Source organism: Methanomassiliicoccales archaeon LGM-DZ1 (assembly GCA_030168595.1).
GTDB lineage: Archaea > Thermoplasmatota > Thermoplasmata > Methanomassiliicoccales > Methanomethylophilaceae > Methanomethylophilus.
Genome location: CP115556.1, coordinates 464,907 through 490,970 on the forward strand (window position 1 = coordinate 464,907; position 26,064 = coordinate 490,970).

Annotated in this window: 29 protein-coding genes and 1 pseudogene; 17 read left to right on the forward strand and 13 right to left on the reverse strand. The window is 62.9% G+C overall.

Annotation, left to right across the window (positions count from 1 at the left end; genetic code table 11):
- The first annotated feature begins 5 nt into the window (after positions 1 to 5).
- Positions 6 to 1,454: an argininosuccinate lyase gene (gene argH / locus O8W32_02180; protein ID WII09652.1), complete on the forward strand. Its 1,449-nt coding sequence runs from the start codon at positions 6 to 8 to the stop codon at positions 1,452 to 1,454.
- Between the two features lie 237 nt (positions 1,455 to 1,691).
- Here argH and O8W32_02185 read toward each other — a convergent pair whose 3' ends face one another.
- Both O8W32_02185 and O8W32_02190 read right to left on the reverse strand, forming a co-directional pair.
- Positions 1,692 to 3,071 (reverse strand): aminotransferase class I/II-fold pyridoxal phosphate-dependent enzyme, encoded by a 1,380-nt coding sequence (locus O8W32_02185; GenBank protein WII09653.1) that lies wholly within the window; start codon positions 3,069 to 3,071, stop codon positions 1,692 to 1,694.
- Positions 3,072 to 3,201: 130 nt separating this feature from the next.
- A complete protein-coding gene (locus tag O8W32_02190) occupies positions 3,202 to 3,582 on the reverse strand; it encodes a hypothetical protein (GenBank protein WII09654.1) in 381 nt (126 codons plus the stop codon).
- A gap of 161 nt (positions 3,583 to 3,743) precedes the next feature.
- On the opposite strand from O8W32_02190, the gene thiD reads away from it, so the two are divergent.
- A complete protein-coding gene (gene thiD / locus O8W32_02195; GenBank protein WII09655.1) occupies positions 3,744 to 5,030 on the forward strand; it encodes a bifunctional hydroxymethylpyrimidine kinase/phosphomethylpyrimidine kinase in 1,287 nt (428 codons plus the stop codon).
- A 176-nt stretch (positions 5,031 to 5,206) separates the two neighbouring features.
- Here thiD and O8W32_02200 read toward each other — a convergent pair whose 3' ends face one another.
- On the reverse strand, positions 5,207 to 6,163 hold the full coding sequence (locus tag O8W32_02200) for an FKBP-type peptidyl-prolyl cis-trans isomerase (protein ID WII09656.1): 957 nt from the start codon (positions 6,161 to 6,163) through the stop codon (positions 5,207 to 5,209).
- A 158-nt stretch (positions 6,164 to 6,321) separates the two neighbouring features.
- Here O8W32_02200 and thiM point away from each other — a divergent pair, with 158 nt between their 5' ends.
- From thiM to O8W32_02235, 7 genes and pseudogenes are all read left to right on the forward strand, one after another.
- Positions 6,322 to 7,116, forward strand: a complete 795-nt coding sequence (gene thiM / locus O8W32_02205; GenBank protein WII09657.1) for a hydroxyethylthiazole kinase — start codon at positions 6,322 to 6,324, stop codon at positions 7,114 to 7,116.
- Complete coding sequence (gene thiE / locus O8W32_02210) at positions 7,117 to 7,755, forward strand: thiamine phosphate synthase (GenBank protein ID WII09658.1); 639 nt, start codon at positions 7,117 to 7,119, stop codon at positions 7,753 to 7,755.
- The gene (gene thiS / locus O8W32_02215; GenBank protein ID WII09659.1) at positions 7,752 to 7,946 is read left to right on the forward strand and encodes a sulfur carrier protein ThiS; all 195 of its coding nucleotides are present in this window, start codon (positions 7,752 to 7,754) and stop codon (positions 7,944 to 7,946) included. The genes thiE and thiS overlap by 4 nt, the downstream gene beginning before the upstream one ends.
- Entirely contained in the window at positions 7,946 to 8,614 is a 669-nt protein-coding gene (gene thiF, locus O8W32_02220) for a sulfur carrier protein ThiS adenylyltransferase ThiF (GenBank protein WII09660.1), read from the forward strand. Before thiS ends, thiF begins: the two co-directional genes overlap by 1 nt.
- Before the next feature lie 77 nt (positions 8,615 to 8,691).
- Positions 8,692 to 9,297, forward strand: a pseudogene (locus O8W32_02225) (thiazole synthase).
- Positions 9,298 to 9,382: 85 nt separating this feature from the next.
- Entirely contained in the window at positions 9,383 to 10,552 is a 1,170-nt protein-coding gene (thiH, locus tag O8W32_02230) for a 2-iminoacetate synthase ThiH (protein WII09661.1), read from the forward strand.
- Positions 10,546 to 11,142, forward strand: coding sequence for a thiamine phosphate synthase (locus tag O8W32_02235; GenBank protein ID WII09662.1), 597 nt, complete (start codon positions 10,546 to 10,548; stop codon positions 11,140 to 11,142). The genes thiH and O8W32_02235 overlap by 7 nt, the downstream gene beginning before the upstream one ends.
- Here the strand turns inward: O8W32_02235 and pth2 are convergent.
- The gene (pth2, locus tag O8W32_02240; protein WII09663.1) at positions 11,117 to 11,494 is read right to left on the reverse strand and encodes a peptidyl-tRNA hydrolase Pth2; all 378 of its coding nucleotides are present in this window, start codon (positions 11,492 to 11,494) and stop codon (positions 11,117 to 11,119) included. The genes O8W32_02235 and pth2 overlap by 26 nt on opposite strands.
- A 129-nt stretch (positions 11,495 to 11,623) precedes the next feature.
- Between pth2 and O8W32_02245 the strand changes: the two genes are divergently transcribed.
- The 3 genes from O8W32_02245 to tgtA all read left to right on the forward strand — a co-directional run bounded on the left by O8W32_02245 (position 11,624) and on the right by tgtA (position 15,540).
- A complete protein-coding gene (locus O8W32_02245) occupies positions 11,624 to 12,967 on the forward strand; it encodes a sel1 repeat family protein (protein WII09664.1) in 1,344 nt (447 codons plus the stop codon).
- 120 nt (positions 12,968 to 13,087) lie between these two features.
- Complete coding sequence (locus O8W32_02250) at positions 13,088 to 13,510, forward strand: hypothetical protein (protein WII09665.1); 423 nt, start codon at positions 13,088 to 13,090, stop codon at positions 13,508 to 13,510.
- A gap of 68 nt (positions 13,511 to 13,578) precedes the next feature.
- Positions 13,579 to 15,540, forward strand: coding sequence for a tRNA guanosine(15) transglycosylase TgtA (gene tgtA, locus O8W32_02255; GenBank protein WII09666.1), 1,962 nt, complete (start codon positions 13,579 to 13,581; stop codon positions 15,538 to 15,540).
- A gap of 63 nt (positions 15,541 to 15,603) precedes the next feature.
- Here tgtA and O8W32_02260 read toward each other — a convergent pair whose 3' ends face one another.
- From O8W32_02260 to O8W32_02295, 8 genes are all read right to left on the reverse strand, one after another.
- Positions 15,604 to 16,149 (reverse strand): flavodoxin family protein, encoded by a 546-nt coding sequence (locus tag O8W32_02260; protein ID WII09667.1) that lies wholly within the window; start codon positions 16,147 to 16,149, stop codon positions 15,604 to 15,606.
- Between the two features lie 47 nt (positions 16,150 to 16,196).
- Positions 16,197 to 16,448: a KEOPS complex subunit Pcc1 gene (locus O8W32_02265; protein ID WII09668.1), complete on the reverse strand. Its 252-nt coding sequence runs from the start codon at positions 16,446 to 16,448 to the stop codon at positions 16,197 to 16,199.
- A gap of 4 nt (positions 16,449 to 16,452) precedes the next feature.
- Complete coding sequence (locus O8W32_02270; protein WII09669.1) at positions 16,453 to 17,574, reverse strand: isocitrate/isopropylmalate family dehydrogenase; 1,122 nt, start codon at positions 17,572 to 17,574, stop codon at positions 16,453 to 16,455.
- The gene (locus O8W32_02275) at positions 17,574 to 18,065 is read right to left on the reverse strand and encodes a 3-isopropylmalate dehydratase (protein WII09670.1); all 492 of its coding nucleotides are present in this window, start codon (positions 18,063 to 18,065) and stop codon (positions 17,574 to 17,576) included. Before O8W32_02275 ends, O8W32_02270 begins: the two co-directional genes overlap by 1 nt.
- Complete coding sequence (locus tag O8W32_02280; protein WII09671.1) at positions 18,062 to 19,342, reverse strand: 3-isopropylmalate dehydratase large subunit; 1,281 nt, start codon at positions 19,340 to 19,342, stop codon at positions 18,062 to 18,064. The genes O8W32_02275 and O8W32_02280 overlap by 4 nt, the downstream gene beginning before the upstream one ends.
- Complete coding sequence (locus O8W32_02285; GenBank protein ID WII09672.1) at positions 19,343 to 20,914, reverse strand: 2-isopropylmalate synthase; 1,572 nt, start codon at positions 20,912 to 20,914, stop codon at positions 19,343 to 19,345.
- Positions 20,915 to 21,147: 233 nt separating this feature from the next.
- On the reverse strand, positions 21,148 to 21,564 hold the full coding sequence (locus O8W32_02290) for a hypothetical protein (protein WII09673.1): 417 nt from the start codon (positions 21,562 to 21,564) through the stop codon (positions 21,148 to 21,150).
- Positions 21,565 to 21,696: 132 nt separating this feature from the next.
- On the reverse strand, positions 21,697 to 21,903 hold the full coding sequence (locus O8W32_02295) for a desulfoferrodoxin family protein (GenBank protein WII10036.1): 207 nt from the start codon (positions 21,901 to 21,903) through the stop codon (positions 21,697 to 21,699).
- Between the two features lie 344 nt (positions 21,904 to 22,247).
- On the opposite strand from O8W32_02295, the gene O8W32_02300 reads away from it, so the two are divergent.
- Together O8W32_02300 and O8W32_02305 are read left to right on the forward strand one after the other, a co-directional pair.
- The gene (locus tag O8W32_02300; protein ID WII09674.1) at positions 22,248 to 22,784 is read left to right on the forward strand and encodes a hypothetical protein; all 537 of its coding nucleotides are present in this window, start codon (positions 22,248 to 22,250) and stop codon (positions 22,782 to 22,784) included.
- 93 nt (positions 22,785 to 22,877) lie between these two features.
- On the forward strand, positions 22,878 to 23,423 hold the full coding sequence (locus tag O8W32_02305; protein ID WII09675.1) for a hypothetical protein: 546 nt from the start codon (positions 22,878 to 22,880) through the stop codon (positions 23,421 to 23,423).
- Here the strand turns inward: O8W32_02305 and O8W32_02310 are convergent.
- Positions 23,383 to 23,931, reverse strand: a complete 549-nt coding sequence (locus O8W32_02310; protein WII09676.1) for a flavodoxin family protein — start codon at positions 23,929 to 23,931, stop codon at positions 23,383 to 23,385. The genes O8W32_02305 and O8W32_02310 overlap by 41 nt on opposite strands.
- A gap of 88 nt (positions 23,932 to 24,019) precedes the next feature.
- On the opposite strand from O8W32_02310, the gene O8W32_02315 reads away from it, so the two are divergent.
- The 3 genes from O8W32_02315 (at position 24,020) to O8W32_02325 (ending at position 26,043) form a co-directional block, all read left to right on the forward strand.
- Positions 24,020 to 25,054, forward strand: a complete 1,035-nt coding sequence (locus O8W32_02315) for an NAD(P)-dependent glycerol-1-phosphate dehydrogenase (protein ID WII09677.1) — start codon at positions 24,020 to 24,022, stop codon at positions 25,052 to 25,054.
- Positions 25,055 to 25,064: 10 nt separating this feature from the next.
- A complete protein-coding gene (locus O8W32_02320; GenBank protein ID WII09678.1) occupies positions 25,065 to 25,490 on the forward strand; it encodes a UPF0179 family protein in 426 nt (141 codons plus the stop codon).
- 67 nt (positions 25,491 to 25,557) lie between these two features.
- On the forward strand, positions 25,558 to 26,043 hold the full coding sequence (locus tag O8W32_02325; protein WII09679.1) for a pyridoxamine 5'-phosphate oxidase family protein: 486 nt from the start codon (positions 25,558 to 25,560) through the stop codon (positions 26,041 to 26,043).
- Positions 26,044 to 26,064: the final 21 nt, after the last annotated feature.

Here is a 26,064-nt window from a genome sequence, read left to right on the forward strand (position 1 = left end):
CTGAGATGCCCGGGAAGGCACTTTGGTCAGGAAGGTTCAAGGACGGGATGGACAGCGGGACGCTGGCCTTCACCTCCTCGGTCGAGATCGACTCCAGGATGGCGTTCTACGACATCATGGGGTCCCTCGCCCATGTGAGCATGCTGAAAGCATGCCGCATCATACCCGCCGACGACGCGGACTCGATCACGGCCGGCCTCAGGAAGCTGGCCGGCGACCTGGCGGCCGGGAAGCTCGAGATGGACTACGGCCTGGAGGACGTCCATACCAATATCGAGGTCAAGCTGACCGACATGATCGGCCCGGCGGGCGGCAAGTTGCACACCGGGAGGAGCAGGAACGACCAGGTGGCCGTGGATTACAGGATGTACCTCCGGGACGCCGCCCTCGGCGCCGTGGACGCCATATCCTCGCTGATCCGCGCGCTGCAGGACGTTGCCTCGAAGAACCGCGACGTCATCCTCCCCGGATACACGCATATGCAGCACGCCCAGCCGGTGACGCTCGCCCAGCACATGCTGGCGCATGCGTTCAGGCTCGGCAGGGACTCCGACCGCTTCCTGGACGCCCTCGACAGGATGGACAGATGCCCGCTGGGGGCGGCCGCCCTCGCCGGCACCACCTACCCGATCGACAGGAAGATGACCTCCGACCTCCTCGGCTTCCGCGACCCCACCGAGAACTCGATGGACTCGGTCGCCTCCCGCGACCATGTGACGGAGATCGCCTTCGACTGCGCCATGGCGGCGGTCTCGATGTCCTCGCTCGCCGAGGAGCTGGTCCTGTGGAACACCCAGGAGTTCGGGTTCGTCGAGATGGACGACAGGTACTCCACGGGCTCGTCCATCATGCCGCAGAAGAAGAACCCCGACATCTGCGAGCTCGTCCGCGGGAGGACCGGCATCTCGGTGGGAGCGGTCATGAACATGCTCACCGAGACCAAAGGGCTCCCGCTGTCCTACAACCGCGACCTCCAGGAGGACAAGCGCCCCGTCATGGACGCCCTCGATACCGTCGTAGCCTGCGCGCGCATGATGGCGAACGTCGTCTCGACGCTGAAGTTCAACGAGAGCAGGATGCTCGAAGCGACGAAGTCCGGGTTCATCAACGCCACCGACCTCGCCGATTACCTGGTCACCAAAGGCGTCCCGTTCAGGGAGGCCCACGGCATCGTCGGGGCGGCCGTGAGGTACTGCATCGAGAAGAAGACCGTCCTCGACAACCTCACCCTCGACGAATTCAGGAAGTTCTCGCCCCTCATCGACAGCGATGTCTTCGCGTCCATCTCCGTGAAGAACTGCGTGGAGAGGAGGGACTCCTACGGAGGCACCTCCCCCGCATCCACTGATGTGGAGCTGACCCTGTCCATGCAGGACAGCATGCGCCGCGAGGAGACCGTCCGCGCCAAGAACGCGCTCATCGAGAGCTGCTGGAAGAAACTTCTCGGCGAGTGATCGGGCCTCCGGGCCCGTACCCCGCCATTAATTTACATTTTACATCAGCTTCGGCCGTATCCGATCAGACGGAAGACGGATCCGCGCACCCCTTGATTTCAATCATTTTTTGACGGGATTCTCTGTCAGTGAAGAGCTTGTAGGAACAGAAATGGCCCGAAGGCGAAAGAGCCAGCATAGGAAAAAGGAGGAAGAAGTTTGCGGGCCCGCCCCCTTCCGAAGGCGGGCCCGGCGGGATCAGTTGCCGAAGACCTTCTTGAATCCGGCGTCGAGGTCCGCGATGAGGTCCTTGACGTTCTCGGCCCCGATGGAGATCCTGACGGTCGTCGGGTAGATGTGGATCTTCGCGAGCTCCTCCTCGGTCAGCTCCGAGTGGGTGGTCGACGAGGGGTGGATGATGAGGGACTTCTCATCTGCGACGTTGGCCAGGAGGCTGAAGAGAGTGAGGCTCTCGGTCAGCTTCTGCGCCTGCTCGCCGGTGCCGTTGACCTCAAAGGTGAAGATCGACGCGGCGCCGTTGGGGAAGTACTTCTCATACAGCGCGTGGGTCGGGGTGTTCGGGAGGGAGGGGTGGCTGACGTACTTGACGTGCGGGTTCTGGGACAGCCACTTGGCGATTATGAGCGAGTTCTCGACCTGCCTGTCGACACGGAGCGAGAGGGACTCGAGGGACACCAGCAGCGCGAAGGCGGTAACAGGCGAGATGGTCGAGCCGGTGTCGCGGAGGAGGATGGCCCTTATCCAGGTGACGAACGCGCCGGGGCCGAGGTCGGCGAAGACCAGGCCGTGGTAGGACGGGTTAGGCTGGGTGAGGTTAGAGTACCTGCCGTACGCTTTCCAGTCGGTCTTCCCGCTCTCGATGATGACGCCGGCGATGACGGTACCGTGGCCGGAGATGAACTTGGTCGCGGACTCGACGACGATGTCGGCACCGTGCTCCAGGGGCCTGAACAGGTAGGGGGTGGCGAAGGTGTTGTCGACGACGAACGCGATCTTGTGCTTGTGGGCGATCTCGGCGATGGCGTCGACATCGGTCACATCGGAGTTGGGGTTCCCGAAGGTCTCGGCATAGATGACCTTGGTCTTGTCGTTGATCTTGGACTCCAGGTCGGCGAGGTCGGTCGGGTCGAAGTACTGAGTGGTGATCCCGTAGTTGTCCTTCAGGGTGTAGGTGAACAGGTTGATGGTCCCGCCGTAGAGGTTGTCGGCAGCCAGAATCTCATCCCCGGAAAGTGCCAGAGCAGTGACGGCGTAGGTCACGGCGGCTGCTCCGGATGCGACGGCGAGGGCAGCGGCGCCTCCCTCGAGGGCGGCGATCCTGTCCTCGAAAACGGACTGGGTCGTGTTGGTGAGCCTGCCGTAGATGTTTCCGCCTTCCTTGAGCGCGAACCTGTTGTACGCCTGCTTCGAGTCCTTGAAGACGTACGAGGAGGTCAGATATATCGGGACGGCCCTGGAAGAGTCCTCGGCGGGCTTCTCCTGGCCCTTGTGGATCTGGATGGTCTCGAACCTGTACCCCTGGGGGTTCAGGGGTCCGGCAGGGACATCGTGGGCGTCATCTACGCGGAAGGGTTTGCTTTCAATCTCTTTCTCATCTTTCTTTCCGAACAGTGCCATATTCATGTCTCCTTTCAGGCAGCCTCTTGCTGCTTCTGATGGATATTATGATATTCCTAACTACTTATTATCTATTGTTAATATAATTCGATTGGGAATAAAACGTGAATTTTATTCTTATCGTGCCCGTTTATTTCTTCGGATGAAGGTCGAAAAGAATATCGTCGTCCTCCGTGATCTCGAAGCCGATCCCGGCCTTGGAGAGGATCTGGGACGTCCCCTCCTTGATCTTCGAGAGGTCCACTGCCTTGGGGTTGTAGCTCTGGAAATAGAACTCCTTGCGGTCGATCGGGAAGATCATCCTGATCCTCGCTTTCCTGATGTAGCCTTCCGGTTTGCGGTTCTCGGACAGATCGGACACGTTCATGTTCACGATCATCTGGAGCTCCTCGGCGTCCGGGACCTGGTCGGCCACGGTGAGCGCGGATACCAGCAGCTCCTCGAAAATCGGAGCGAGGTCCTTGTAATCGCTCTTGTCGTTCAGAATGAAGTGCACGCTGGTCTTTCCCATGCCCCGCCAATCCAGATTTAGATATTTATCCGCGATTGTAGACGTTTTCTTATAATAATAAAAGACGCGCCCGCGTATGCATTAAATGAATATCAGAATGCCCGCGCCGGCGGGGCCCACTGTTTAACTATATAAGATGCGAGCGGATAGGGCCGGATATTATGAGAACAGCCTTATCGGTGGCAGGTTCGGACTCTGTGGGAGGCGCCGGCATCCAGGCCGATGTCAAGGCCATGGCCTCCGTCGGGGTCCACGCCGCCACAGTCATCACCGCGGTCACAGCGCAGAACACCAGGGAGGTCACCAAGATCATGCCCGTCCCAGCATCGATGGTCCAGGCGCAGCTCGATGCCGTCCTGAGCGACTGCGATGTGCGCGCGGTCAAGACCGGGATGCTATTCAGCGCCGAGATCGTGGACACGGTGGCCGATGCCCTCGAAGACCACGATGTGCCGCTCATAGTGGACCCCGTCATGGTCGCCACTGTCGGCGCCAGCCTGCATGACGGTTCGTTCGTCAGAGCGATGAAGGAGAGGCTCCTCCCCATCGCCGAGCTCGTCACCCCTAACAGGCACGAGGCCGAGGTCCTCGCCGGCATGAGGATCGAGAACGAGGACGATGCCACCTACGCATGCGAGATAATCGGTAAGGAAGGCTCCGCCGTGCTCCTCAAGGGGGGTCACATGAACGACGCGAACGTCACGGATTACCTGTACGTCTCCTCCAGGATCAACAGGATAAGGAACCCCAGGCTCCCGTACCCTGCCGGCCATGGCTCCGGGTGCGTGCTGTCATCCTACATCACCGCCCATATGGCAAACGGCCTCGACCTCATGGCCTCCGTCCTGGAATCCAGGAAGATGATCCAGAAGTCCCTGGAGACCCAGTACTCCATAGGGAAGGGGGCCCCCATCGTGAACGCCGCCGCCGGCATACCGGAAGCTCCCTGCGGGGACGGCGCCGATGTGCTGAAGGCTCTCGACGAGGCCGCCGCCGGGATCGCCTCCGAACTGCCGGCAGGATCCTTCCCGGAAGGGCTGAACATAGCCTATGCGAAGGAGGGCGCGGCAGGCCCCGAGGACATAGCTGCCTTCGACGGAGGTATCGTTCCCGGAAATGGGAAGCCGGCCGATGCCCGCTACGGGGCTGCAGAGCACATCTCGTTCGTGATCGCCGAGGCCATGAAGGCCGACCCCTCGGTCCGCTGCGCCGCCTGGTTCCGCTGCGATGAGGAGTTCGTCGAGAAGATGGAGGATGCCGGCCTGGAAGTCTCCCTGGTCAGGAAGAGGCACAGGAGCATCGCGGAGACAGTCAGGGAGGCTATCTCGGAGCACTCTCGCGGGTTCCCGGACGCCGTCGCCGACATCTCCGGGGACAGCGTGAAAGTGGACGTGCTCGGCAGGGACCCTGCTGACGTCCTCTCGAAGCTCTCCAAGATCTCGAACTGAAACCCCCTTACGGCCGGGATATGCCCGGCCGCATTTTCCATCATCTGAAAATTGGCGATGCGGGAATGGCTCCCGATCCTTCGTTCTGACAGGGTTTCATTCAAGGAATGGAAAAAAAGACCCGTCCGGCCGATGCCGGGACGGGATGGGCCCGGAATGTTCCGGGCCGAAAGGTTTCAGCTGACCGACTTGACGGTGATGACGTAGTACAGGACGGTGTTGTAGTTCTCGGCCAGGGTCCTGTAGCTGAACTCGCCGTTGCCGCTGTTGAGGCCGTTGATGTAAACGGTCCCGGAGATAACATCGCTGCCGGCGGTCACATTGTAGAGGCTGAGCTTGATCATCTTGATCTCGCTGAAACCGTCGAGATCGTCGGAGTACTGGTCGGTCACGGTCTGGGTATTGGAGATCACGAGACTGAATGTGATAACTCCGCCCGAAACAGTGCTGACACTTGCCTTCACAGTGCCGAAGCTGCCTTCCACGATAGTATACTCCTCTCCCGCAGTCGGCATGTATGTGACAGTGACTTTGCCATCACTGCTGGCAGTGGCGATGCCGCTCCATCCGAGAACGGTCTTCTCGATGGCGGTTGCAGCCCCGTTGGAGGGAACAGAGACATCAGAGTACATGTTGGTGAACTCGGATGCAGCCATCGTGACGCTCGTCGGGGTGGTGAGGCCGCTCATCGATGCGGACTTCGTGGTGCTGGAAGCAGTGTAGCCTTCGCCGAGCGGGATTGCCAGGCGGATCTTGTCCCCTTCCTTCGCGCCGTAGAGGGCATCGTTGAACGCCTGGAGGACGCTCCCGGACCCGATGGTCACCGAGAATGTGCTGTAGGACGTCGCTTCTGTATAACCGGCGGAGTGGACCCACTGGGTCGAATCAGCTATGCTCTCCACGGTGGTCTGGTAGATCGCGCCGCCGTTGTCATAGTAGTCGTACAGCGACAGGGTGTAGTCAGTGACCACAGTGCTGCCGGTGTCGGCCTCCGTATCGTTCCCATCGTTGATCATGTGGTCATTGACGTATGCACCGACGACCGCGATGGTCGCAACGACAATGACAATCAGGCAGACCAGGGAAATAGGCTCGCGCTCTTTCCTCGGTTTCACGTCCTCTTCATCGGCCATTTTACCGAGTGGCTATTCTGAAGACCATATTTAACTATTGGCTGATGCCCGCGCCTTCTTTCTTATATGCGCGTTCTTTTTCTTCTCCTTCCTTCCGGGCGCGCGTCCGCGGTACATCCCGGGCTGTGGTTTTTACGTAGGATGTGCATGTTCCCTGCATGTCCTTCCAACCCGGAGAGATGATGGGCAGGGTCAGGGCGGCATGCCCCCTGGTCCACCACATCACGAATTACGTCACGGTCAACGACTGCGCCAACGCCACCATCTGCGCCGGAGGGTCCCCCGTCATGACCGACGAGGCCCTGGACCTCCCCGGGATGGTCCCGCTGGCCTCGGCGGTGGTCCTCAACATGGGCACGCTGAACGTCCGCACCGTCGAGTCCATGGTCCAGGCAGGGAAGATCGCCAACGAGCACGGCATACCTGTGCTCTTCGACCCGGTCGGGGCGGGGGCGACCCCCTACAGGACCCAGACCGCCGAGAGGATCCTCAGGGAGGTGAAGGTCTCCGTCATCAAGGGCAATGCGGGGGAGATCGGGGTCCTCGCCGGCACCGGAGGGGAGGTGAAGGGCGTCGATTCGCACGGAGGGACCGACACGGCCGCCGCCGTCAGGACGCTGGCACAGCGCACCGGAGCAGTTACGGCGGCCACAGGGGAGACCGATTACGTATCGGACGGGGAGAAGACCTATACCCTGCGCAACGGGGACGCTCTGCTTGGGAAGATCTCCGGCACTGGCTGCATGGTCTCCTCGGTCGCCGGCTGCTACATCGGGGCCTGCGGAGTCTCGGCTGAGAGCGTCGCCGCCGGCATAACGGTGTTCAACACCGCCGCGGAACTGGCCGTGAAGGGCGGGAAGGTCTTCGGGCCCGCCTCCTTCAAGACGAAGGTCCTGGACACCCTTTACTCCATGGAACCTGGGAACGCCGATTCGCTGGCGAGGTTCGATTGAATGGGACTGATGGACCTCTATGTGATAACCGACCGCGCCATGCTGGGCAAGACCACGGAGGCTGAGGCCGCCAGGCTCTGCTACGAGGCCGGGGCCGACGTCGTCCAGCTCCGGGGGAAGTCCATGGACGGAGGGCTCCAGCTGGAACAGGCCCGCCTGATGCAGAAGGAGGCCGACCGCCTCAACAAGATCTTCATCGTGGACGACAGGGTCGACGTGGCCGTGCTGGCACATGCCGACGGGGTGCACCTGGGCCAGACAGACATCCCGGTGAGGGAGGCCCGCAGGCTGACCGGTGACGACATGATCATCGGCGCCAGCGTCTCCACCGTGGAAGAGGCGAGGAAGGCCATCGAGGACGGCGCGGACTACCTGGGCGTCGGGTCGATATTCACCACCAAGACCAAGCCCGACGCCAAGCAGGCGCTGGGCCTCGACATCATATACGATATCAAGAAAGAGCTCGGGGATGTGCCGCTGGTCGCCATCGGGGGCATCAACCGCGGGAACATCCTCGACGTCATCCATGCCGGCGCCGACGGCGCGTGCGTGGTGTCCGCGATCATGGCCGCGCCCGATATCGGGAAGGCGGCCCATGAACTCAAGACCATGATCCTCAACGACAGGCGCAGAGCATGAAGGTCAACGGGGAGGAAGCGGAGGACCCAGCGGGGAAGACCGTCTCCGGATGGCTCAGGGGCCGCGGCTACGACCCGCTGCGCTCGGCCGTCCTGCTCAACGGGGAGGTCGTCCCGAGGGCCGAGATGGATAAGAGGAAGCTCTCGGACGGGGACGAGATGGAGATCGTCAGCTTCGTGGGCGGAGGATGATGCGGCCGGAAGACGGGAGCGGCCCTGAAGAGGAGATGTTCGCCAGGAATCCTCCGGGCATGACCGAGGCACTCTCGGGAGCGACCGCCGGCATCGCCGGCCTCGGAGGGCTGGGCTCCAACATCGCCGCCATGCTGGCACGTTCGGGGATCGGCCGCATCGTCGCCGCCGACTTCGACAGGGTGGAGCTGAGCAACCTCAACCGCCAGAACTACGGGACCGAGGATCTGGGACTCCTCAAGACCGAGGCCACCGAAAGGGCCCTGAGGCGCATACGCCCCGGGATCGCCTTCGAAGGGCATGCCGTCCGCCTCGGCCCCGACAACATCCCGGAGATAATGCGCGGGTGCGACGTCGTCATCGAGGCCCTGGACGGCCCGGAGGACAAGGCCATGCTCGTATCGGCGGTCCTCGAGAAGATGCCCGGGACGCCGGTGATATGCGGGAACGGGATGAGCGGGTTCGGAGATGCCGACCGCATCGTCAGGAGGCACCTTGGAAAGCTCGTCACGGTCTGCGGCGACATGAGGGACGGCGGCGTCTCCCCTCCCAGGGTCGCGGCCCCCAAGGTGACCGCCTGCGCCGCGCTGATGGCGGACGCCGCCGTCGATGCCATCGTATCCAAATACAGGGCATCCGATAGCAGGCGGGAAAAGGAGGGGTTCTGACGGAAGACGATCTGGTCATCGGCAAGAGGCATTTCAAATCCAGGTTCATCCTCGGCTCGGGGAAGTTCTCGCTGGACATGACGGACAGGGTCATCAGGGAGGGCGGCGTGGAGATCGCCACGCTGGCCGTCCGCAGGGTGAACAGCGGGGGCAGGGAGAACGTCCTCGACTACATGCCGGAAGGCGTCACCCTGCTGCCGAACACCTCAGGTGCCAGGAACGCGGAGGAGGCCCTCACCATCGCCCGCCTGGCCAGGGAGCTCGGGTGCGGGGACATGATCAAGATCGAGATCGTCCGCGACACCCGCTACCTGCTGCCGGACAACGCGGAGACCGCGAAGGCCGTCAAGCTCCTGGCCGATGACGGCTTCGTGCCGCTCCCGTACATGATGCCCGACCTGGAGGCGGCCAGAACCATGGCCGCCAACGGGGCGGCGGCCGTGATGCCCCTGGCCGCCCCCATCGGGAGCAACCGCGGCCTCCTGGCCAAGGATTTCATAAAGATGATGGTCGAGGAGATCGACCTGCCGGTGATCGTCGATGCCGGAATCGGGCGCCCGTCCCAGGCCTGCGAGGCCATGGAGATGGGATGCGCCGCGGTCATGGCGAACACCGCTGTGGCCACCGCCTCGGACGTTCCTGCCATGGCCAGGGCGTTCAGGCTGGCCATCGAGGCCGGGCGTCTGGCATATCTCTCCGGGCCGGGACGCGTCCTCTCCGACAGGGGCGAGGCATCGAGCCCGCTGACCGGGTTCCTGAGGCAGCGAGATGGCCTACCGCACCGAGTACGATGCATGCGCCTACATGCCGCACATGGAGGCCATCCCCAACGGCATCATGGACGAGGTCATGGAGGAGCAGTCCGCGTACGATCCGGGATCGTTCGGCGAGAGGGACGTCAGGCGTGCGCTCGCGGCCGACCGGCTCGGCCCGGAGGACTTCGGCGCGCTCCTCTCCCCCGCGGCCGTCCCCTTCATGGAGGACATCGCGGCCAAGGCGAGGGCGGTCACGCGCAGCCATTTCGGGAACTCGGTCTGCATGTTCACCCCCCTGTACGCCTCCAACTACTGCGACAACCGCTGCCTCTACTGCGGGTTCAACCATGACAACGACATCCGGCGCGCCCGTCTGACCCCGGAAGAGGTGGAGATCGAGATGTCCAACATCGCCGCCACCGGGCTGACGGAGATACTCATCCTCACCGGAGAATCCAGGGAATACTCCGATCCCGCGTACATCGAGATGTGCGTGAAGGAGGCGAAGAAGCACTTCTCCAGCATCGGGCTGGAGGTCTATCCCCTGAACTCGGACGAGTACGGAAGGCTGCATGCCTGCGGCGCCGATTACGTCACGGTGTTCCAGGAGACCTACGACCCGGAGACCTACAGGAAGTTCCACGCCGGAGGGGCGAAGAGGATCATGTCCTACCGTTTCAACGCCCAGGAGAGGGCGCTCATGGGCGGGATGAGGGGCGTCGCGTTCGGCGCGCTCCTGGGCCTCAGGCCCGACTGGAGGAAGGACGCGTTCGCCTGCGGGCTCCACGGATACCTCCTGCAGAGGAAGTACCCCTGGGCGGAGATCTCCTACTCTCTGCCCAGGCTGAGGCCGTGCAGCAGCCACCCGACTGACGACACCGCCGTCACCGAGAGGGACCTCCTGCAGACGGCGATGGCGTACAGGCTGTTCATGCCGTTCGCCGGAGAGACCATCTCCACCAGGGAGCTGCCGAGGTTCCGCGACGGGATCGTGAACATCTGCGCCACCAAGATCTCCGCCGGGTCGTCCGTCAGGATCGGAGGGCACAGCACGGTGAAGGACCAGGGCGACGGTCAGTTCGACCTCTCCGACAGAAGAGGCGTGGAGGAGGTCGTCCGCGACCTGAGGGCCGAAGGGCTGCAGCCGGTTTTCAACGATTACGTGAGGTCCGACCGATGCTGATCGTCTCCGTCACCGACCGGAAACACTGCGTCCGGCCCCTGGCGGAGCAGATCGAGCTTATCTGCCGCGGCGGGGCCGACGCCGTCGTTCTGCGCGAACGGGACCTGGGACGTGCAGAGTACATGGAGCTGGCACATCTGATCATGGATATCTGCAAGAGCTTCGGGACGGAGTTCATAGCCCACGGCGGGGCGGACCGCGCCGAGGAGCTGGGGGCTGACGGGGCGTGGATGACCTTCGCGGAACTGGAAGAGAAAGGAAGGCCGGCGCATATGAAGGCGGTCGTCTCGGTCCATTCTCTCCTGGAGGCCGCCGATGCCTGCAGACTCGGCGCGGACATGCTCGTCTTCGGCAATGTCTGCGAGACCTCCTGCAAACCCGGGAAGCCTGCCGCCGGGTTCGGGGCTCTGAGGGAAGTATGCGCCTCATCAAGCGTCCCGGTCCTGGCCATAGGCGGGATGGACGCCCCTGCCGCCCGCCTTGCGGCGGAAGCGGGCGCCGCCGGCGTCTGCCTGATGTCCGGGCTCATGTCCGCAGATGACCCAGAGACAATCGTGGCCGGGATCAGAGCATCTTCAGGTCGCCGGTGAACCTGTCGAGCTCGGACTGCTTCTTCGGCCCCAGCCCGAGGCAGGTGTACGTCCCGGGCTCCACTTCCGTCCTGCCGGCGTCGCACACCAGGGAGCACGGGATGCCGTTGGCCTTGGCGATCTCCTTGAACTCGAAGAGCGTCCGCTCATCCGGGACCTTCAGCACGGAGATCTTCGCCCCGCCCGAGTCCCAGGCACGGTAATCGGCGGGCGATCTCTTCTCGGCCTGGAGGGCGCAGGATACGGCCGCATGGCACGCCTGCGCGGCCGTCTTCCCCTTGGACATCTTGATGTCCTGCCTGACGAGGATCACGACCTTGTACTCCCCGTCCCTGTCGAAAAGGATGGACATGAACGCAGGACGCAGCGACGGCATTATAAAACTGGCGATTGGAGATGCAGGCGGCATAGCCCCCGCGAATAGGCAACGCGGCCGCCGGCTGCAATCAGTTTATATCCATGTCACAATTGATGAGCGCTTATGATTTCCTCTGGGAAGCGCCGTCCGAAATCTGCCTCCGAGATGATCCGCCAGGCGGACCTTTGGCGCATCGGCGCCGACGGGGACCAGAACTACGTGCAGGCGTTCCAGCTCTACAAGAAAGCGGCCTCCCGCGGCAACGTCCGCGCCATGTTCCTCCTGGGCACGATGTTCGAGAGCGGGCACGGCACGAAGCAGTCGTACCGCGAGGCCGCCAAATGGTACGACCGCGGCTGCGAAGAGGGCGACATAGACTGCGCCGCGGCCATCGCGTTCCTGAGCGAGGCGGGGCTGGGAGTGAAACGGTCCCGTTCGTATGCCATCGAGATGAACGAGCGCGCCGCCACCGCCGGCAACGTGAGGGCGGAGAACAACCTCGGCCTGATCTACCTCGACCCGGACGGAGGCGACCTCAACCTCCATGCTGCCATGACCTGGTTCCAGAAGGGGAACATCTCGGGCTTCGCGCCCGCACAGGTCAACCTGGGGAGGATGTACCAGAGGGGGATGAACGTCAACCGCTCCTGCGGGACGGCCGCCGTCCTTTTCAAAAGGGCGGCGAGGCAGGGGAACACGGGCTCCAAGATCCACCTCGCGAGGCTCTACCGCCTGGGTCTCGGCGTCGACAGGTCCGAGACGGTCGCCAGGCACCTTTTCCTGGAGGCGGCCAGGTGGGGCAGCTCCGGCGCCAGGAAGGAGCTGGAGGAGGACGAAGGAGAGCCGGAGGGCCCGAAGTACTGCGCGGCGCTGAAGAGGGCGGAGGACCCGCAGTCCCAGCTCGAGATCGGGCTGGCGTACCTGGACGGCATCTGCACCGGCCAGTCGGTGTACACCGCCGTCTACTGGCTGGAGCAGGCCGCTAAAGGCGGCTCCGAGACCGCCATGTACGTGCTCGGGCAGATCTACGAGAACGGGATCTGCCTCGAGAAGTCCCCGGCGTCGGCCGCCAAGTGGTACAGATGGGGTGCGGACAGGGGCCACGGCCCGTGCGCCTACAATCTGGCCTACATGTACGAGAACGGGATCGGGGGGCCCAAGGACCCGGAGAAAGCCCTCGCCCTCTACAGGAAGGCGTCGGAGGACTCATCATCGGACGAGGATGCGCTTTCGGATGCCCTGTTCGCCGTAGGCTCCATGATGCTCCGCGGGAACGGGACGGAGAAAGACCCGGCAGGCGCAGCCGAGGTCCTGTCGAGGTCCGCCGAGCTGGGACATGCCGGCGCCCAGCTGCTGGCGGGGAAGATCCTCCTGGCATCCGACCGCTGGAAGGCGGTGTCCTTCCTTAAGAGGGCCGCCGAGCAGGGCGACGAAGAGGCCACCAAGATCCTCTCGGAAATGGAATGACGGGCCACCGCACCTTATGCGCAACGTACCCCATAGAAGCAGGATCTGTGGAGCGGGAACCGTCTTAGACATCCTGCTCCGCATTGTTTTTATGCAGGATGACCGCGATACAGTGGCGCAATGGCACTAGTGAACATCGTGTATCATCACTCCGGAGACCCCAAGGCGCCGGAGGGGAAGGACATCAGAAGGAAGTCCGTCAAGGAGATGGACGAGTACATGAACCATCTCGTCGTCGAGATGAAGTTCGCCGGCGTCTCCACCAAGTACGAGAGCGTGGAGCAGGAGGGCCCCAACGACATCGTCATCAACGGCCGCAGGGTGGAGGATATCCTCGACGGCCTCGAGATCCGCCGCCCGGAGGTCAACGACGAGAACTCCGTTCGCTCGCAGGTCATCGTGGTCACCGAGAGGTCCCCGGACGAATGGGACACCGGGATAATCGAGGACATCTCGGACATCCTGATGAAGAACGCCCTCTCCAAGGCGTACGCCGACGCCGATAAGCTCCGCATCAAAGAGCTCAGGAACAGCTCCGACTGAAACATCAAGCGGCCGCCGTCCTGGCGGCCACCTTCCCTTTTTTATAAATCCCGTCCAATCCCGAATTCATGTTCGAGATCTCCAAGAGGGACGGCATGGCCCGCATCGGGAAGTTCACCACGACGTCCGGCCGCAGCTGCGAGACGCCTGCTCTGCTCCCGGTGATCAACCCCAAGATAAAGACGGTCCTCCCCCGCGAGCTCTATGACGAGTTCGGTTTCAGGGCGATGATCACCAACTCCTACATCATCCGGAACACCCCGGACCTGAAGGAGAAGGCGCAGTCTGTCGGCCTGCACGAGATGCTGGACTTCCCCGGGATCATCATGACCGACTCTGGGACGTTCCAGAGCCACATGTACGGGGAAGTGGAGCTCACCAACAGGGAGATCGTGGAGTTCCAGAAGTCCATCGGCACCGACATCGGCACCGTGCTCGACATCTTCACCGAGCCCTATTGGACCAAGGAGGAGACCGCGGAATCGATAAAGGAGACCCTGAAGAGGACCGAGGAGGCCGTCTCGCTCAAAGGGGACATGATGATCAACGGCGTCGTCCAGGGATCGGTGTACCCGGACCTCAGGGAGGACTGCGCCCGGAAGATGGCGTCCATGGACATCGATGTCCATCCCATCGGCGGAGTGGTGCCGCTGATGGAGCAGTACCGCTACTCGGAGCTGGTCGATGTCATCGTCTCCTCGAAGATGGGGCTCAACCCGAACCGCCCCGTCCACCTGTTCGGTGCGGGCCACCCGATGATCCTCGCCTTCGCAACTCTCATGGGATGCGACCTTTTCGATTCGGCATCCTATGCGAAATACGCCAAGGACGACAGGATGATGTTCATCGACGGGACGTTCAGGCTGCAGGACATGCAGTCCCTGGACTGCGACTGCCCCGCCTGCCGCGGGACCACCCTCCAGGCCCTCAGGGCCATGGGGAAGAATGAGAGGATCCGCCTCATCGCCAAGCACAACCTCTACCAGATCGTCCGCGAGCTGGCACTCGTCAAGAGGTACATCCTCGAGGGCAGGCTCTGGGAACTGGCGGAGGTCAGGTGCAGGGTCCATCCCGCCCTGCTGTGCGGCCTCAGGAGGCTCAGGGAGTACCAGGACTACCTGGAGAAGTTCGACCCGGTCTCCAGGGAAGGTGCCGTGTTCTACACCGGGGTGGAGACCCGCGGCCGGCCGGTGTTCCTGAGGTACGAGAAGAGGATAATGTCCCGCTATGTGCCGAGGACCAAGAAGGCCGCTGTGTTCTACGGAACCGAGGGCAAGCCCTACTCGAGGGTGTTCGTGTCGGACTTCGTCAACGCCAGGAGGCAGGGTTACACCCCGGTGGTGCTCTCCCCCTTCGGCCCGGTGCCGGCGGAGCTCGATGAGCTGTACCCCATCGCCCAGTCGGTGTTCCCGGAGATCGAGGACACGGATACCCAGAACGAGTCTGAAGATCTCACCATGCAGTTCCTCTCCTCGTTCTTCGAGGAGACTGTGTCGTTCACCGACCTCGAGAAGAAGTTCGGCGGGGAGCCCTCCGAGGAAGAGGTCAGGGAGAACGACATCGAGAGGATCAAGGCCGTCGCGCGCTATCAGTTCGGAACCGATGCCGCCGACGCCCTGCTTGACGGGAAGATCGACTACATCCGCAGCCGCAAGACTGGGAAGATAAGGAACGTCATCGTCGACGGGGAGCATGTGCTCTCCATGCGCGCCGGTGACGGCATGTTCACCCTGAGGATCGAGGGCGCCAAGAAGATCGCCGCGAAGGTCCCGAAGCCGGCCATGCGCGTGCAGGTGGCCGATGATGCGGTGCCTTTCGTCGCCAAAGGAAGGAACGTCTTCGCCCAGTTCGTCCTCGATGCCGACGAGGGCCTGGTACCTCAGGACGAGGCGATAATAACCGACAGCAGGGACAACGTCGTCGGAACGGGCAGGATGCTCCTCGTGAAGAGCGAGATCCAGGCGATGAAGAAAGGCGTCGCCGTCAAGACCAGGACAGGGAAGGAAGAGGGGAAGGACGGCGAGGAGTGAACCGGCGCTCCGATCCCCCGGCTTCCGCTGGGGAACGGCTGCCCGGTATCTCCCGGCCCTTCCTCAGACGATCTCCTTTCCGGCCATGTAGCTCTGCTGGAACGCGGCGCATTCCATGGCGGCCCCGGGCTCGGCCGCGCCGGCGGCGCAGATGACCTTGGCGAGGCGGACGCCGGGTAGGCACTCGATCCAGCCCTGAAGGCATTTCACCGCGCCTTCGGAGGCATGGTCGGCATCCCTGTCCTCGGACGCCAGGAGAAGGTATACGTCCTTTATGCTGTACTCCGCGCCGTAGAGCGGGTTGGCCCTGTCGATGAGGGTCTTCATCTGCCCGCTGACGCTGTAATAGTAGACCGGCGTGGCCCAGACGATGACGTCGGACCCGCGCATGGCGCTGACGATCTCGGCGGCATCGTCCTTTATGACGCATTTGCCGGTCTGGTTGCAGACGAGGCATCCGTTGCAGAACCCGATCTTCTTCCCTTTGAGCGAGACCATCGAGACCTCGTTCCCCGATTCCAGCGCGCCCTTCGCGAACGACTCGGCGAGCTCGTCGGTATTGCTGTTCTTCCTAAGACTGCATTCGATGATCAATATCTTCTTCGGCAACAGGCCATCCCTCCCGGAGCATTGCTAGACCGTACGATATGAAAAACTTATTCGGGGCCGCCGCCGGCAGGCCCGGACGGTATCCCGGCGGCCCCCTCGGCCGCCTTGATGCAGGCCAGGAGGTCGTCGGCCGTGTTCCGGAGGGTCCCGGGGGAATCCGAGGCCATGCGGAACGTCACCGTGCTCCCCTCGATGCCCGCTTCGACGTAACCGGCGTTCTCCGGCGATACCGCCGACAGCACCGCCTCGGCTGTCCTGCGGTCCGGATAGGGGAAGCGAATCTCGAGGGAGAGCTTCATGCCCTCACTTCTTCTGGTTGAGGATGAAGTCGCACATCGCCTTCCCGACCTCGGCCGTCTTGAGCTTGCCTCCGAGGTCCGGGGTCACCTGCATGGTGTCGAGGCAGTGCCTGACGGCGGCATGCAGCATCTTCCCTTCCTCGGGGAATCCCTGGTTCTTGAGGAGGAGCTCGGCGGCGAGCACGGCGGCTATGGGGTTGGCCTTGCCCTGGCCCGCGATGTCGGGCGCGGAGCCGTGGATGGGCTCGAACATGCTGAGGCCCTCGGGGTTGATGTTCCCGGACCCGCCCATGCCGAGGCCGCCCTGGAGCTGGGCGCCGAGGTCGGTGAGGATGTCGCCGAACAGGTTGGGGACGGCGACGGTGCCGAAGGTCTCCGGGCGGACGATCATGGCCATGCTCATCGCGTCGACGAACATGTACTCGAGGTCCAGGCCGTACTCCTTGGCCTTCTCGGCGAATATCTCCCTCTGCATCCCGTAGTTGTTGGTGATGACGTTAGCCTTGTCCACCAGGGTGACCTTCTTCTCGCCCCTCTCCTTGGCGTACCTGCAGCAGTAGTCGGCGAAGCGGGTCACTCCCCTGCGGGAGAGCATGCCGATCTCGATGCTGTACTCGTCATCCGCGGACGGGCGGGCCCTGACATCGAAGTCCATGTCGTAGGATTCCCTCTTGACGCCGATCTTCGCCTCATAGCCGTTGTCCTTCCTGAGCTTCGCTCCGAGGCCCATGTAGAAGTCCTCGGTATTCTCCCTCAGGAAGTGGATGTCGAAGGGGACCTCCCTCTTGAGCGGGACGTACGGGAACCACGAGGTGACCGGGCGGAGGTTGATGTACTGGTCGAAGACGGCCCTCATCTTCAGGAGGATGCCGCCCTCGAGGACTCCGGGCTTGATCCTCGGGTCGCCGATGGCGCCGAAGTAGATGGCGTCCTTCTTCCTGAGGTCGGAGATGTCCTGGTCGGTCAGGAGCTCCTTGGTCCTCAGGTAGCGCTCGCCGCCTATGTCGAATACCTCTCCGTCGAAATCGAACGACGATATCTGGCACAGTGCCTCGAGGCAGTCCGTGCCCACCCTTATCACCTCGGGGCCGATGCCGTCCCCGGGAACTATCGCGAAATGCTTCATCAGAACTTCCCCTCCTTCACCAGGTTGACCAGCCCGCCGGCGTCGATCAGCTTCTGGATGAACTCCGGGTACTTCTCGAAGCTCCATTCTTTGCCGCTGGTCTCATCGGCGACCTTCCCCTCGGAGATGGACACCTTCACGGTGTCCCCCTCCTTAGCGTCCGCCTTGCATTCCACCAGCAGGAGCCCGATGTTCATCGAGTTGCGGTAGAATATGCGCGCGAACGACTCGGCGATGATGCAGCTGAACCCTGCCTCCATGAGCGACAGGGGAGCATGCTCCCTGGACGACCCGCAGCCGAAGTTCTTCCCAGCCACCAGGATGTCCCCTTTGCCGACCTTCTCCGCGAAGCCCGGCCTCACCTTCTCGAAGATGAAGTCGTTCAGGTGGTCGAGGTTGGTGACGACCAGCCTCTCGGCGGGGATGATCTGGTCGGTATCGACGTTGTCGCCGAACCTCCAAACCTTCCCCTCAACGATTTTAGAAGTCATTGCGAAACCTCCAGCTGATCGGGGGTGACGATCTTCCCGGCCACGGCCGAGGCCGCGACCACTTCAGGCCCGGCCAGGTACACTTCCGATGCCTTGTCGCCCATCCTGCCGATGAAGTTCCTGTTGGTGCTGGACACCGCCCTCTCGCCGGGCGCAAGGATGCCCATGTACCCGCCGAGGCAGGCCCCGCAGGTGGGACCGGATACGTATGCCCCGGCATCGATGAAGACCTCGGTCAGGTGCTCCTCCAGCATCTGCCTGTAGACGCGCTGGGTGGCCGGGACGACGATCATGCGGACGCCTTTCGCGACGTGCCTGCCCCTGAGGATCTCCGCCGCGGCGCGCATGTCCTCGATCCTGCCGTTGGTGCAGCTCCCGAGGTAGGCCTGGTCGATCTTCACGTCGACGTCCTTTACCAGGTGCCCGTTCTCGGGCAGATGCGGGAAGGCCACCATGCTCTCCAGTTCGGAGAGGTCGTACTTCAGGGTGCGGCAGTAGACCGCGTCCGGGTCGGCATCGACGGCCTCGTAGGTCCCGCGCACATCGTTCTTGATGTATTCGCGGGTGCGGTCGTCGCAGGGGAATATCCCTGCTTTCCCGCCGGCCTCGATGGCCATGTTGGAGACGGCCAGCCTGTCGGGCACGCTCATCTCGGCGACCCCGGGGCCGCAGAACTCGAGCGCCTTGTAGGCGGCGCCGTCCACGCCGATATCGGAGATGATCTTGAGGATCAGGTCCTTGCCGCCGACGTTCTTCCTGAACTTGCCGGTAAGCTCCACTTTGATGGACTCCGGCACCTTGAACCACAGCTTGCCGGTGGCGAAGACCACTCCGGCCTCGGTGGACCCGATCCCGGTGGACAGGGCGTTGACCGCCCCGTAGGTGCAGGTATGGGAATCGGCGCCGACGATCAGCCTGCCGGGGGCCGCGAAGCCCTTCTCGACCATCAGCTGGTGGCAGATGCCGCCCTCGCAGATCTCGAAGTAGTTGGGGAGGTCGTACTTGGCCGCGAAGTCCCTCATCTCCTTCGCCTGGATGGCGGAGGGGATGTCCTTGTTGGGAACGTAGTGGTCGGGGATGAGGACCATGCGGTCCTTGAACATCTTCTTCTCCGACGGCGCCCTGGCGGCGTCGATCTCCTCGAACTTCCTGAAAGCTATGGGGCCGGTGACGTCGTTCACCATCACGTAATCGACGTCGGCCACCACGATCTGCCCGGCCTTCGCGTCCGTATGGGCGTGGGCGGACAGGATCTTCTCTGCGATTGTCTTTCCCATTCAGCATTCCTTCTTGCGTTTGACGCGGGAGAAGTCGCGGTTGATGGCCGCCATGGTGGCGTCCACCGAGGTCTCCACGATGTCCGTCCCGACGGCCCTCCCGAACGACATCTCCCCGTCGTTCTGGACGTTCTTCATGGTCACCGCCACCTGGCACATCGAGTCCGACTTGCCAGTGATGGCGGAGAGCTTGTACTCCTCCATCGTCATCTTGGGGTTGATGGCCTTCCTGATGGCGTTGACGGCCGCGTTGACGGGGCCGACGCCGGTCTCGGCCACGGTCACCGATTTTCCGTCGGTGCGGGTGATCTTCACGGTGGCGGTGGGGGTGGTGGTCCTGCCGGTGACCACGGTCAGCTCGTCGAGGACGCACTCGCGCTTCTCGACCGATTTCTTCCACATGATGTCCTCGGCGATGGCCTCCAGCTCCGCGTCGGTGACGATCTTGCCGGTCATCGACATGCGCTTGACGGCCTCCATCAGCTCGGGCATGTGCTCCTGGGGGAACTTTATGTTCATCTCCTCCAGCTTGCCCTCCACCGCATGCGAGCCGGACAGCTTGCCGACGATTATGTGCCTCTTCGCGCCCACGACCTCGGGCTTGAAGGGCTCGTAGGTCAGGGAGTTGGCCATGACGCCGTGCACATGGATGCCGGACTCGTGCGCGAACGCGTTGTAGCCGACGATCGGCTTGTTGGCGGCCAGGCTGAACCCGGTGATCCTCTCCACCAGGGCGCAGGTGGACGCGATCTTGGAGAGGTCGTAGGTCTTCACACCGTAATTGGCGTACAGGTTGACGGCGACCTCCTCGAGGGCGACGTTCCCGGTCCTCTCTCCGATCCCGTTCAGGCAGCCCTGGACGATGGTGGCGCCGTTCTCCACGGCGGCCAGGGAGTTGGCCAGGGCCAGGCCCATGTCGTTGTGGCAGTGCACGGAGATGGGAATCTTCAGGGCCGAGTGCAGCTCCTTGATCATGGCCCCGTACGCCTTCGGTATGATGACGCCGACGGTGTCGGGTATGTTCGCGCTCTCCGCCCCGGCATCCTGGACGGCCAGCAGGATGTCCTTCATGAAGTCCATCCTGGTGCGGGTCGCATCCTCGCAGGAGAACATGACGTCCAGTCCGTGCTCCCGGGCGTATTCCACGGTCTCGACGGCCTTGGCCTTGACCTCCTCGGGGGTCATCTTGAGCTTGTACTTCATGTGCAGGTCCGAGGTGGCTATGAACGTGTGGACATAGTCCAGGTCGGAATCGATGACCGCGTCTATGTCCTTCTTCACGCAGCGGGCCAGGCTGCAGACGCGGGCGTTCAGGCCCAGCTTCCCGATCTGCTTCAGGATGTCCCTCTCGATGTCCGAGGAGGCGGCGAAGCCCGCCTCGATGATATCCGTCCCGAGGTCGTCGAGGGCCTGCGCGATGCGCACTTTGTCGTCCGGGTTCAGAGCGATGCCCGGAGCCTGCTCGCCGTCCCTCAGCGTGGTATCGAAGATCTTCACATCTTTGATGGGCCCCACACCAGAGAGCGCAAGCTGGTTGTACTGGCTGACCGCGAACATGTCTTCCGATACCACAGCGCTTTCACTGGTTTGTTGAGTCATTTAAAACCACCGATCCGTCATCATCGACCCGTCAGCGGCGCCGAGATAATTTGGCGCTCCCTGCGGGCGGTCGCGAGGCCGTTCTCACGTGCCTCCGACGGCGATACGGCCCATTTTATAACTCTATAAAAATACATCGAAGCCCGCGCGCGGATGCCCGCGCGCAGGCACATAAATTAAAGGGCGTCAGGACGCCCCGGAAGGGATCAGTCCTTCTTCTCTTCCGTTCCCCCGGCGCCGCTGTCCGAGGAGGCTCCCTTCTGCCCGTCCCTGTCCTTCTGGGTCTTCTCCTCTTTCTGCCCGCTGCGGTCGGCGGACCTGAGGCCGAGCTCCTCCTTCTTCTTGGCGTCCCTGTCGGCCTTCAGCTCGCGGGCCGCCTCCTTGTACTCGGCGCGGTATTTCGAGATGAGCTCTTTCCTCTTGGCGATCTCGGCCTTGGTCTTCTCCTTCTCCTCGGCCTTGCGTTCCTTCGGGACCTTCTTCATCTGCTCCTTGCGGTCATCCTTGTAAGCGCGGAGCGCGCTCTTCTCGTTCTCGAATCTCTTCTTCTTGGACTCGACATCGTTCTCGCGGGCCTTCGCCAGCGATTTGTGCCTAGCCGCCGCCTTCTGCTGCTCTGCCATCTGCGGACCTTCGCCTGGGAGATGCACATTTGGCGATATATACCAGACGCTGGAGATTCCGGAGAAACCTCCGATGCATGGGGAAAATGTAAAGGAAAGAGGTTTTCGCCGCCGGTCCCGCCGGCGGCAGGATCACTCCTTATAAGTCCAGAGGCCGTGCTTGTTGCAGTACTCGTACGCGACGACGTCCTTGGCATCGGTCGGGAAGAACGCCTCGGGCTTGTCCCCGGGCTTGAGGTTCTTCCTCATATAGATGCCGTCGGCCTCGATAGCGATGAACACGATGTAGTGGTCCTCTTCCATGGGGTGGGCGGCGGATTTGCCGACCTTGACGAGGATCCCTCCGTCCTGCCTGACGATGTAGGGGACGTGCTTGTTCTCATCGGGATCGGCCGTCTGGGCGGTGAGCTTCGCAGTCGCCTGCCCGCAACAGACGGGCGTGCAGTTGCATTTGCCTGTGTACGCCTTCTCGAAGACCTCTCCGCATTTCTCGCATTTGTAGTATTGGATTGCCGTGGTTGCTACCTCCGCGCTCGGAATCTCCTAAGGCGCTTTTAATAACATCACCCGGACCGTTCCCCGGGATGGCCTATGTACAAAGAATGCGCATAACCGGCTGCGCACCGTTTAAGTAAGAACGGCGCCGTCTGTGCCGCAGGTGAACGAGCACGGCAGAGAGCATCATGTCCAAGAACCTGGCCTTAGCGGCCGCCGCCGGGGCGCTGGTGATGGCGACCTCAGCATTCCTCACATGGATAAACGGTCTGGACGCAACAGGATGGAAGCTGTTCTCTGACTCGCCCGACCTGTACGTCCTCTCCGGCGGGACCATGGTCAAGGCGGGCAGCTTCTGCATGCAGATCCCCGTGTTCATGCTCGCTTTCGGGCTCGCCGCGTTCGTTCTGGAGCTCATCAAGGCCGCCTATCCTGACATACCGCGCGCAGCGGACTCCGTCATCACGTCGACGGCCGCCTTCCTAGGGGCCGCCGGGATCGTATTGGCCCTCCTCTTCGCATTCTGGGACGTCCTGGGCGGGACAATATACATGCTGGACGGGAGCATGTTCTACGGGACATCCGGATGCACCGCCGGCATCGGCGTATGGCTGGCGCTCATCGGCTCGGCGGTGACGGCCGCCGTCGGGATCTGGCAGGCAGTAACGGCGTTCAGGAGGCCCGCCGACCCTGCACGGAAGAGGCCGGAGGACCGCGAGGAATGAGGGCCGGAGAGTGATACCGCGGACTACCCCATACTCTTCGGGAAGATCGCCGGGCACGAGGTCTGCGCCGGGAGGCCGTCCTTCGGCGGCATCTTGGCTGTATCGGACCCGGTCAGCCTGAAGTCCATAGATGCCATCAAGCCCCGCCAGCGCCGCGGGGCCGTCGTCCTCGCCGATGCGGGGAGCATATCGTCCCGCAGGTTCGACCCGACGTTCGTGGAGCTCTGCAAGGTCCCCGGGAACGATGTCTGGCTCATCGAGTGCATCGAGACCGCGGACGACATCCTGGACGCGTTCCTGCCGGGCCTGGCGAAGCTCGTCATCCCCGTGTCGGGAATCCGCGGGCGCGGGGTCCTGGAGGAGGCGCTGAGCCTCTCCGACCAGTGCGTTCCGCTGGTGTCCGTCCGGAACGGCAGGGCGGACTGGGGCCGCGGAGGCCCGCTGGAAGCGGTGAAGGACCTGGCCGATACCGGATACGGCAAGATCATGGTCTGGGACATCGGCGGGGAGCTCCCCACCGGATTCTGGGAGTCCGCTTCCCGCGATGCCTCGATAATCTCTTATGTCCCGGGTTCCAGGAGGCTCACGGACGACGTCCTCACCGACGTCCTCCCGCCCGTTCCAGAAGCTCTTGGGTGAACTCCCCCGAGCGTCTGCGGAAGTACTCCCTGTCCCCGCGGTCGGTGCCCCCGAGGCACAGGTCGCCGGCCCATTCCGAGCCGGTCGCGGCGGCGAACGACCTGAACACCGACAGCACGCATCTGAACGACGGGACGTCGGATCCGCCGCAAACCAGCCCGGCGGCGAGGGCCGGATGGCGGAACCCGTGCATGTGCCAGATCCAGTCGAAGCGGTCCAATGCTATTTTAATGGCCGAGGACGGGCCGCTGAAATGCACCGGGGACGACAGGATCAGGAGGTCCACCTCCGAGAAGGCTTCATAGACGGCGTCCATGCCGTCCCTCTTCGTGCATCCCTCTCCGCCGAAGCACCCGCCGCACGAATCGCAGTGGGATATCGCCAGCTCGGACGGATGGATGACCTCGGCCTCCCACCCGGCCTCCCTGAGCGCATCCTCTGCCCCGGAGCACATGGCGGAGGTGAAACCGTCCCTTCTGCCGCTTCCGCAGAGCACGAGCGCGCGCATGGCCGCTGTATCCGATGGACGGCTTTTATAGTTTCATACCTTAGCGTCGGAAGGCGATATCACGGAGGAATTCACGAAAGCCAAGTCGATGAACTTCCCCAGGACGACCGTCTTCGGCCACGGGGTCCTCAAACAGACTGCTGAGATCTGCGATTCCCTTCTCTTCGGGGAGGACGGCATCATCATCACCGGCAGGAAGACCTACGAGGCGGCCGGGAAGATGGTGGAGGACATCGTCTCCGAGAAGTACAACGCCATCCCCGTCTTCACCGGCGGATGCGACAGGGAGAGCGTAGATGCCGCAGAGAAGGCCGCCAAGGAGGCCAGGGCATCGTTCATCCTCGCGGTCGGCGGCGGCAGCAAGATCGACACCGCCAAGATGATCTCGAAGGACCTCGGCATACCGTTCGTGAGCATACCCACATCGATAGCCCATGACGGCGTGTGCTCGGACCGCGCCTCCATGAAGGACGAGACCGGGAACCCCCTCACCGTGAGGGCAGAGCCCCCGATGGCGGTCATAGCCGACACCGAGGTCCTGGTGAAGGCCCCCTACAGGTACCTGGCATCCGGGTGCGCGGACGTGATATCAAACAAGACCGCGCTGAACGACTGGAACCTCGCCAGGAAGATAAAGGACGAGGAGTTCAGCAATTCCGCGTACACCATCGCGGACTACGCGGCGGAATCCATAATCCGGGATTCGGACAGGATAAAACCGGGGCTGGAGGAGAGCGTCTGGCTCGTCCTCAAGCCCATCATCGCCTCCGGGGTGTCCATGTGCATAGCCGGGACGTCCCGGCCGACTAGCGGCTCGGAGCACATGTTCTCGCATGCGGTGGACCTCCTCTTCCCGGGAAGGGCGCTCCACGGGGAGCAGACCGGCGTCGGCTGCATAATGATGACCTACCTCCAGGGAGGAGACTGGAAGCGCATCAGGGACGCCCTGGCCAACATCGGAGCCCCCACCACCGCCGCCGGCATCGGGCTGACGCCCGAGGAGTGCGTGGAAGCGTTGGTGAAGGCCAACAAGGTGAGGAAGGACAGGTACACCATACTGGGCGAGAACGGACTTACGCGCAACGCCGCCTACAACCTGGCCAAATCGACCGGAGTGATCTGAGGCTGACATCATGATACTGTTGACGCTGATCGGCAAGGAGAGGGCAGAGGCCGGCAGGCGCTTCGTCTACATCGGCCCCGAACCTGAGTGCAGCGAATGCAAGGTCAGGGACATCTGCCTTAACCTGGAGAAAGGCTCCGAGTACATGGTCAGGAAGCCCAGGCGCCCGGTGCACGAATGCGCCCTCACCGGGGAGCAGATGCAGGTCGTAGAGGTGGAGAAGGTCTCCAGGGAAGGGTCCGTGGACACCAAGCTGGCACTCGAAGGCGCCACCGTCCAGTTCAAGGCCGCCGCCTGCGGGCAGACCGGATGCCCGCATTACCTCCAATGCAACCCGCCCGGGATCGAGGACGGGACCAAGGTGACCATTGAAAGGACGGAGGGCAAGGCAGACTGCCCTGTCGGTCTGAACCGCACGTTCGCCGTCCTGAAATGAGCGCGGAACGCGACCGTCCGGCGCAACCGCTGCTCCGATCATATGACCCAGATTGCAGAGGAATACTATGGAACTTCAGCATGACAAGCCGATGAGAAGGGCCGACAGGGAGGTCCCGGCGGCCGATGCCGAGAGAATCCTGGCCGGAGCCTCCTTCGGGGTACTGTCGGTGGCGACCCCGGACGGCTGGCCGTACAGCACCGCCGTCAACCACGTTTACAGGGACGGCAGGATATACTTCCATCATACAAACTCGGAGGACAGCCTCCTCAACGCCTGCCTCAGGGACGGGGCCAGGGTCTGCTTCACTGTTGTATCGAGGTCGCATGTGGTCCCTGAGAAGTACACTGACCGCTACGAGAGCGCGGTGGCGTTCGGCACCGTCCGCAGATGCCCCGACCAGCACGAAGGATGGATGGCCATCTGCAAAGGGCTGTCCCCCGGGTGCGGGGACACGTGGGAACGGCAGGCAGAATCTGGGAGCAGACGCGCCTGGGTCTGGGAGATCGACATCGAGCACCTGACCGGCAAGGCCAATCCCGTGAGGGAATGAACGCCTGAGTTCGCTGCAGCA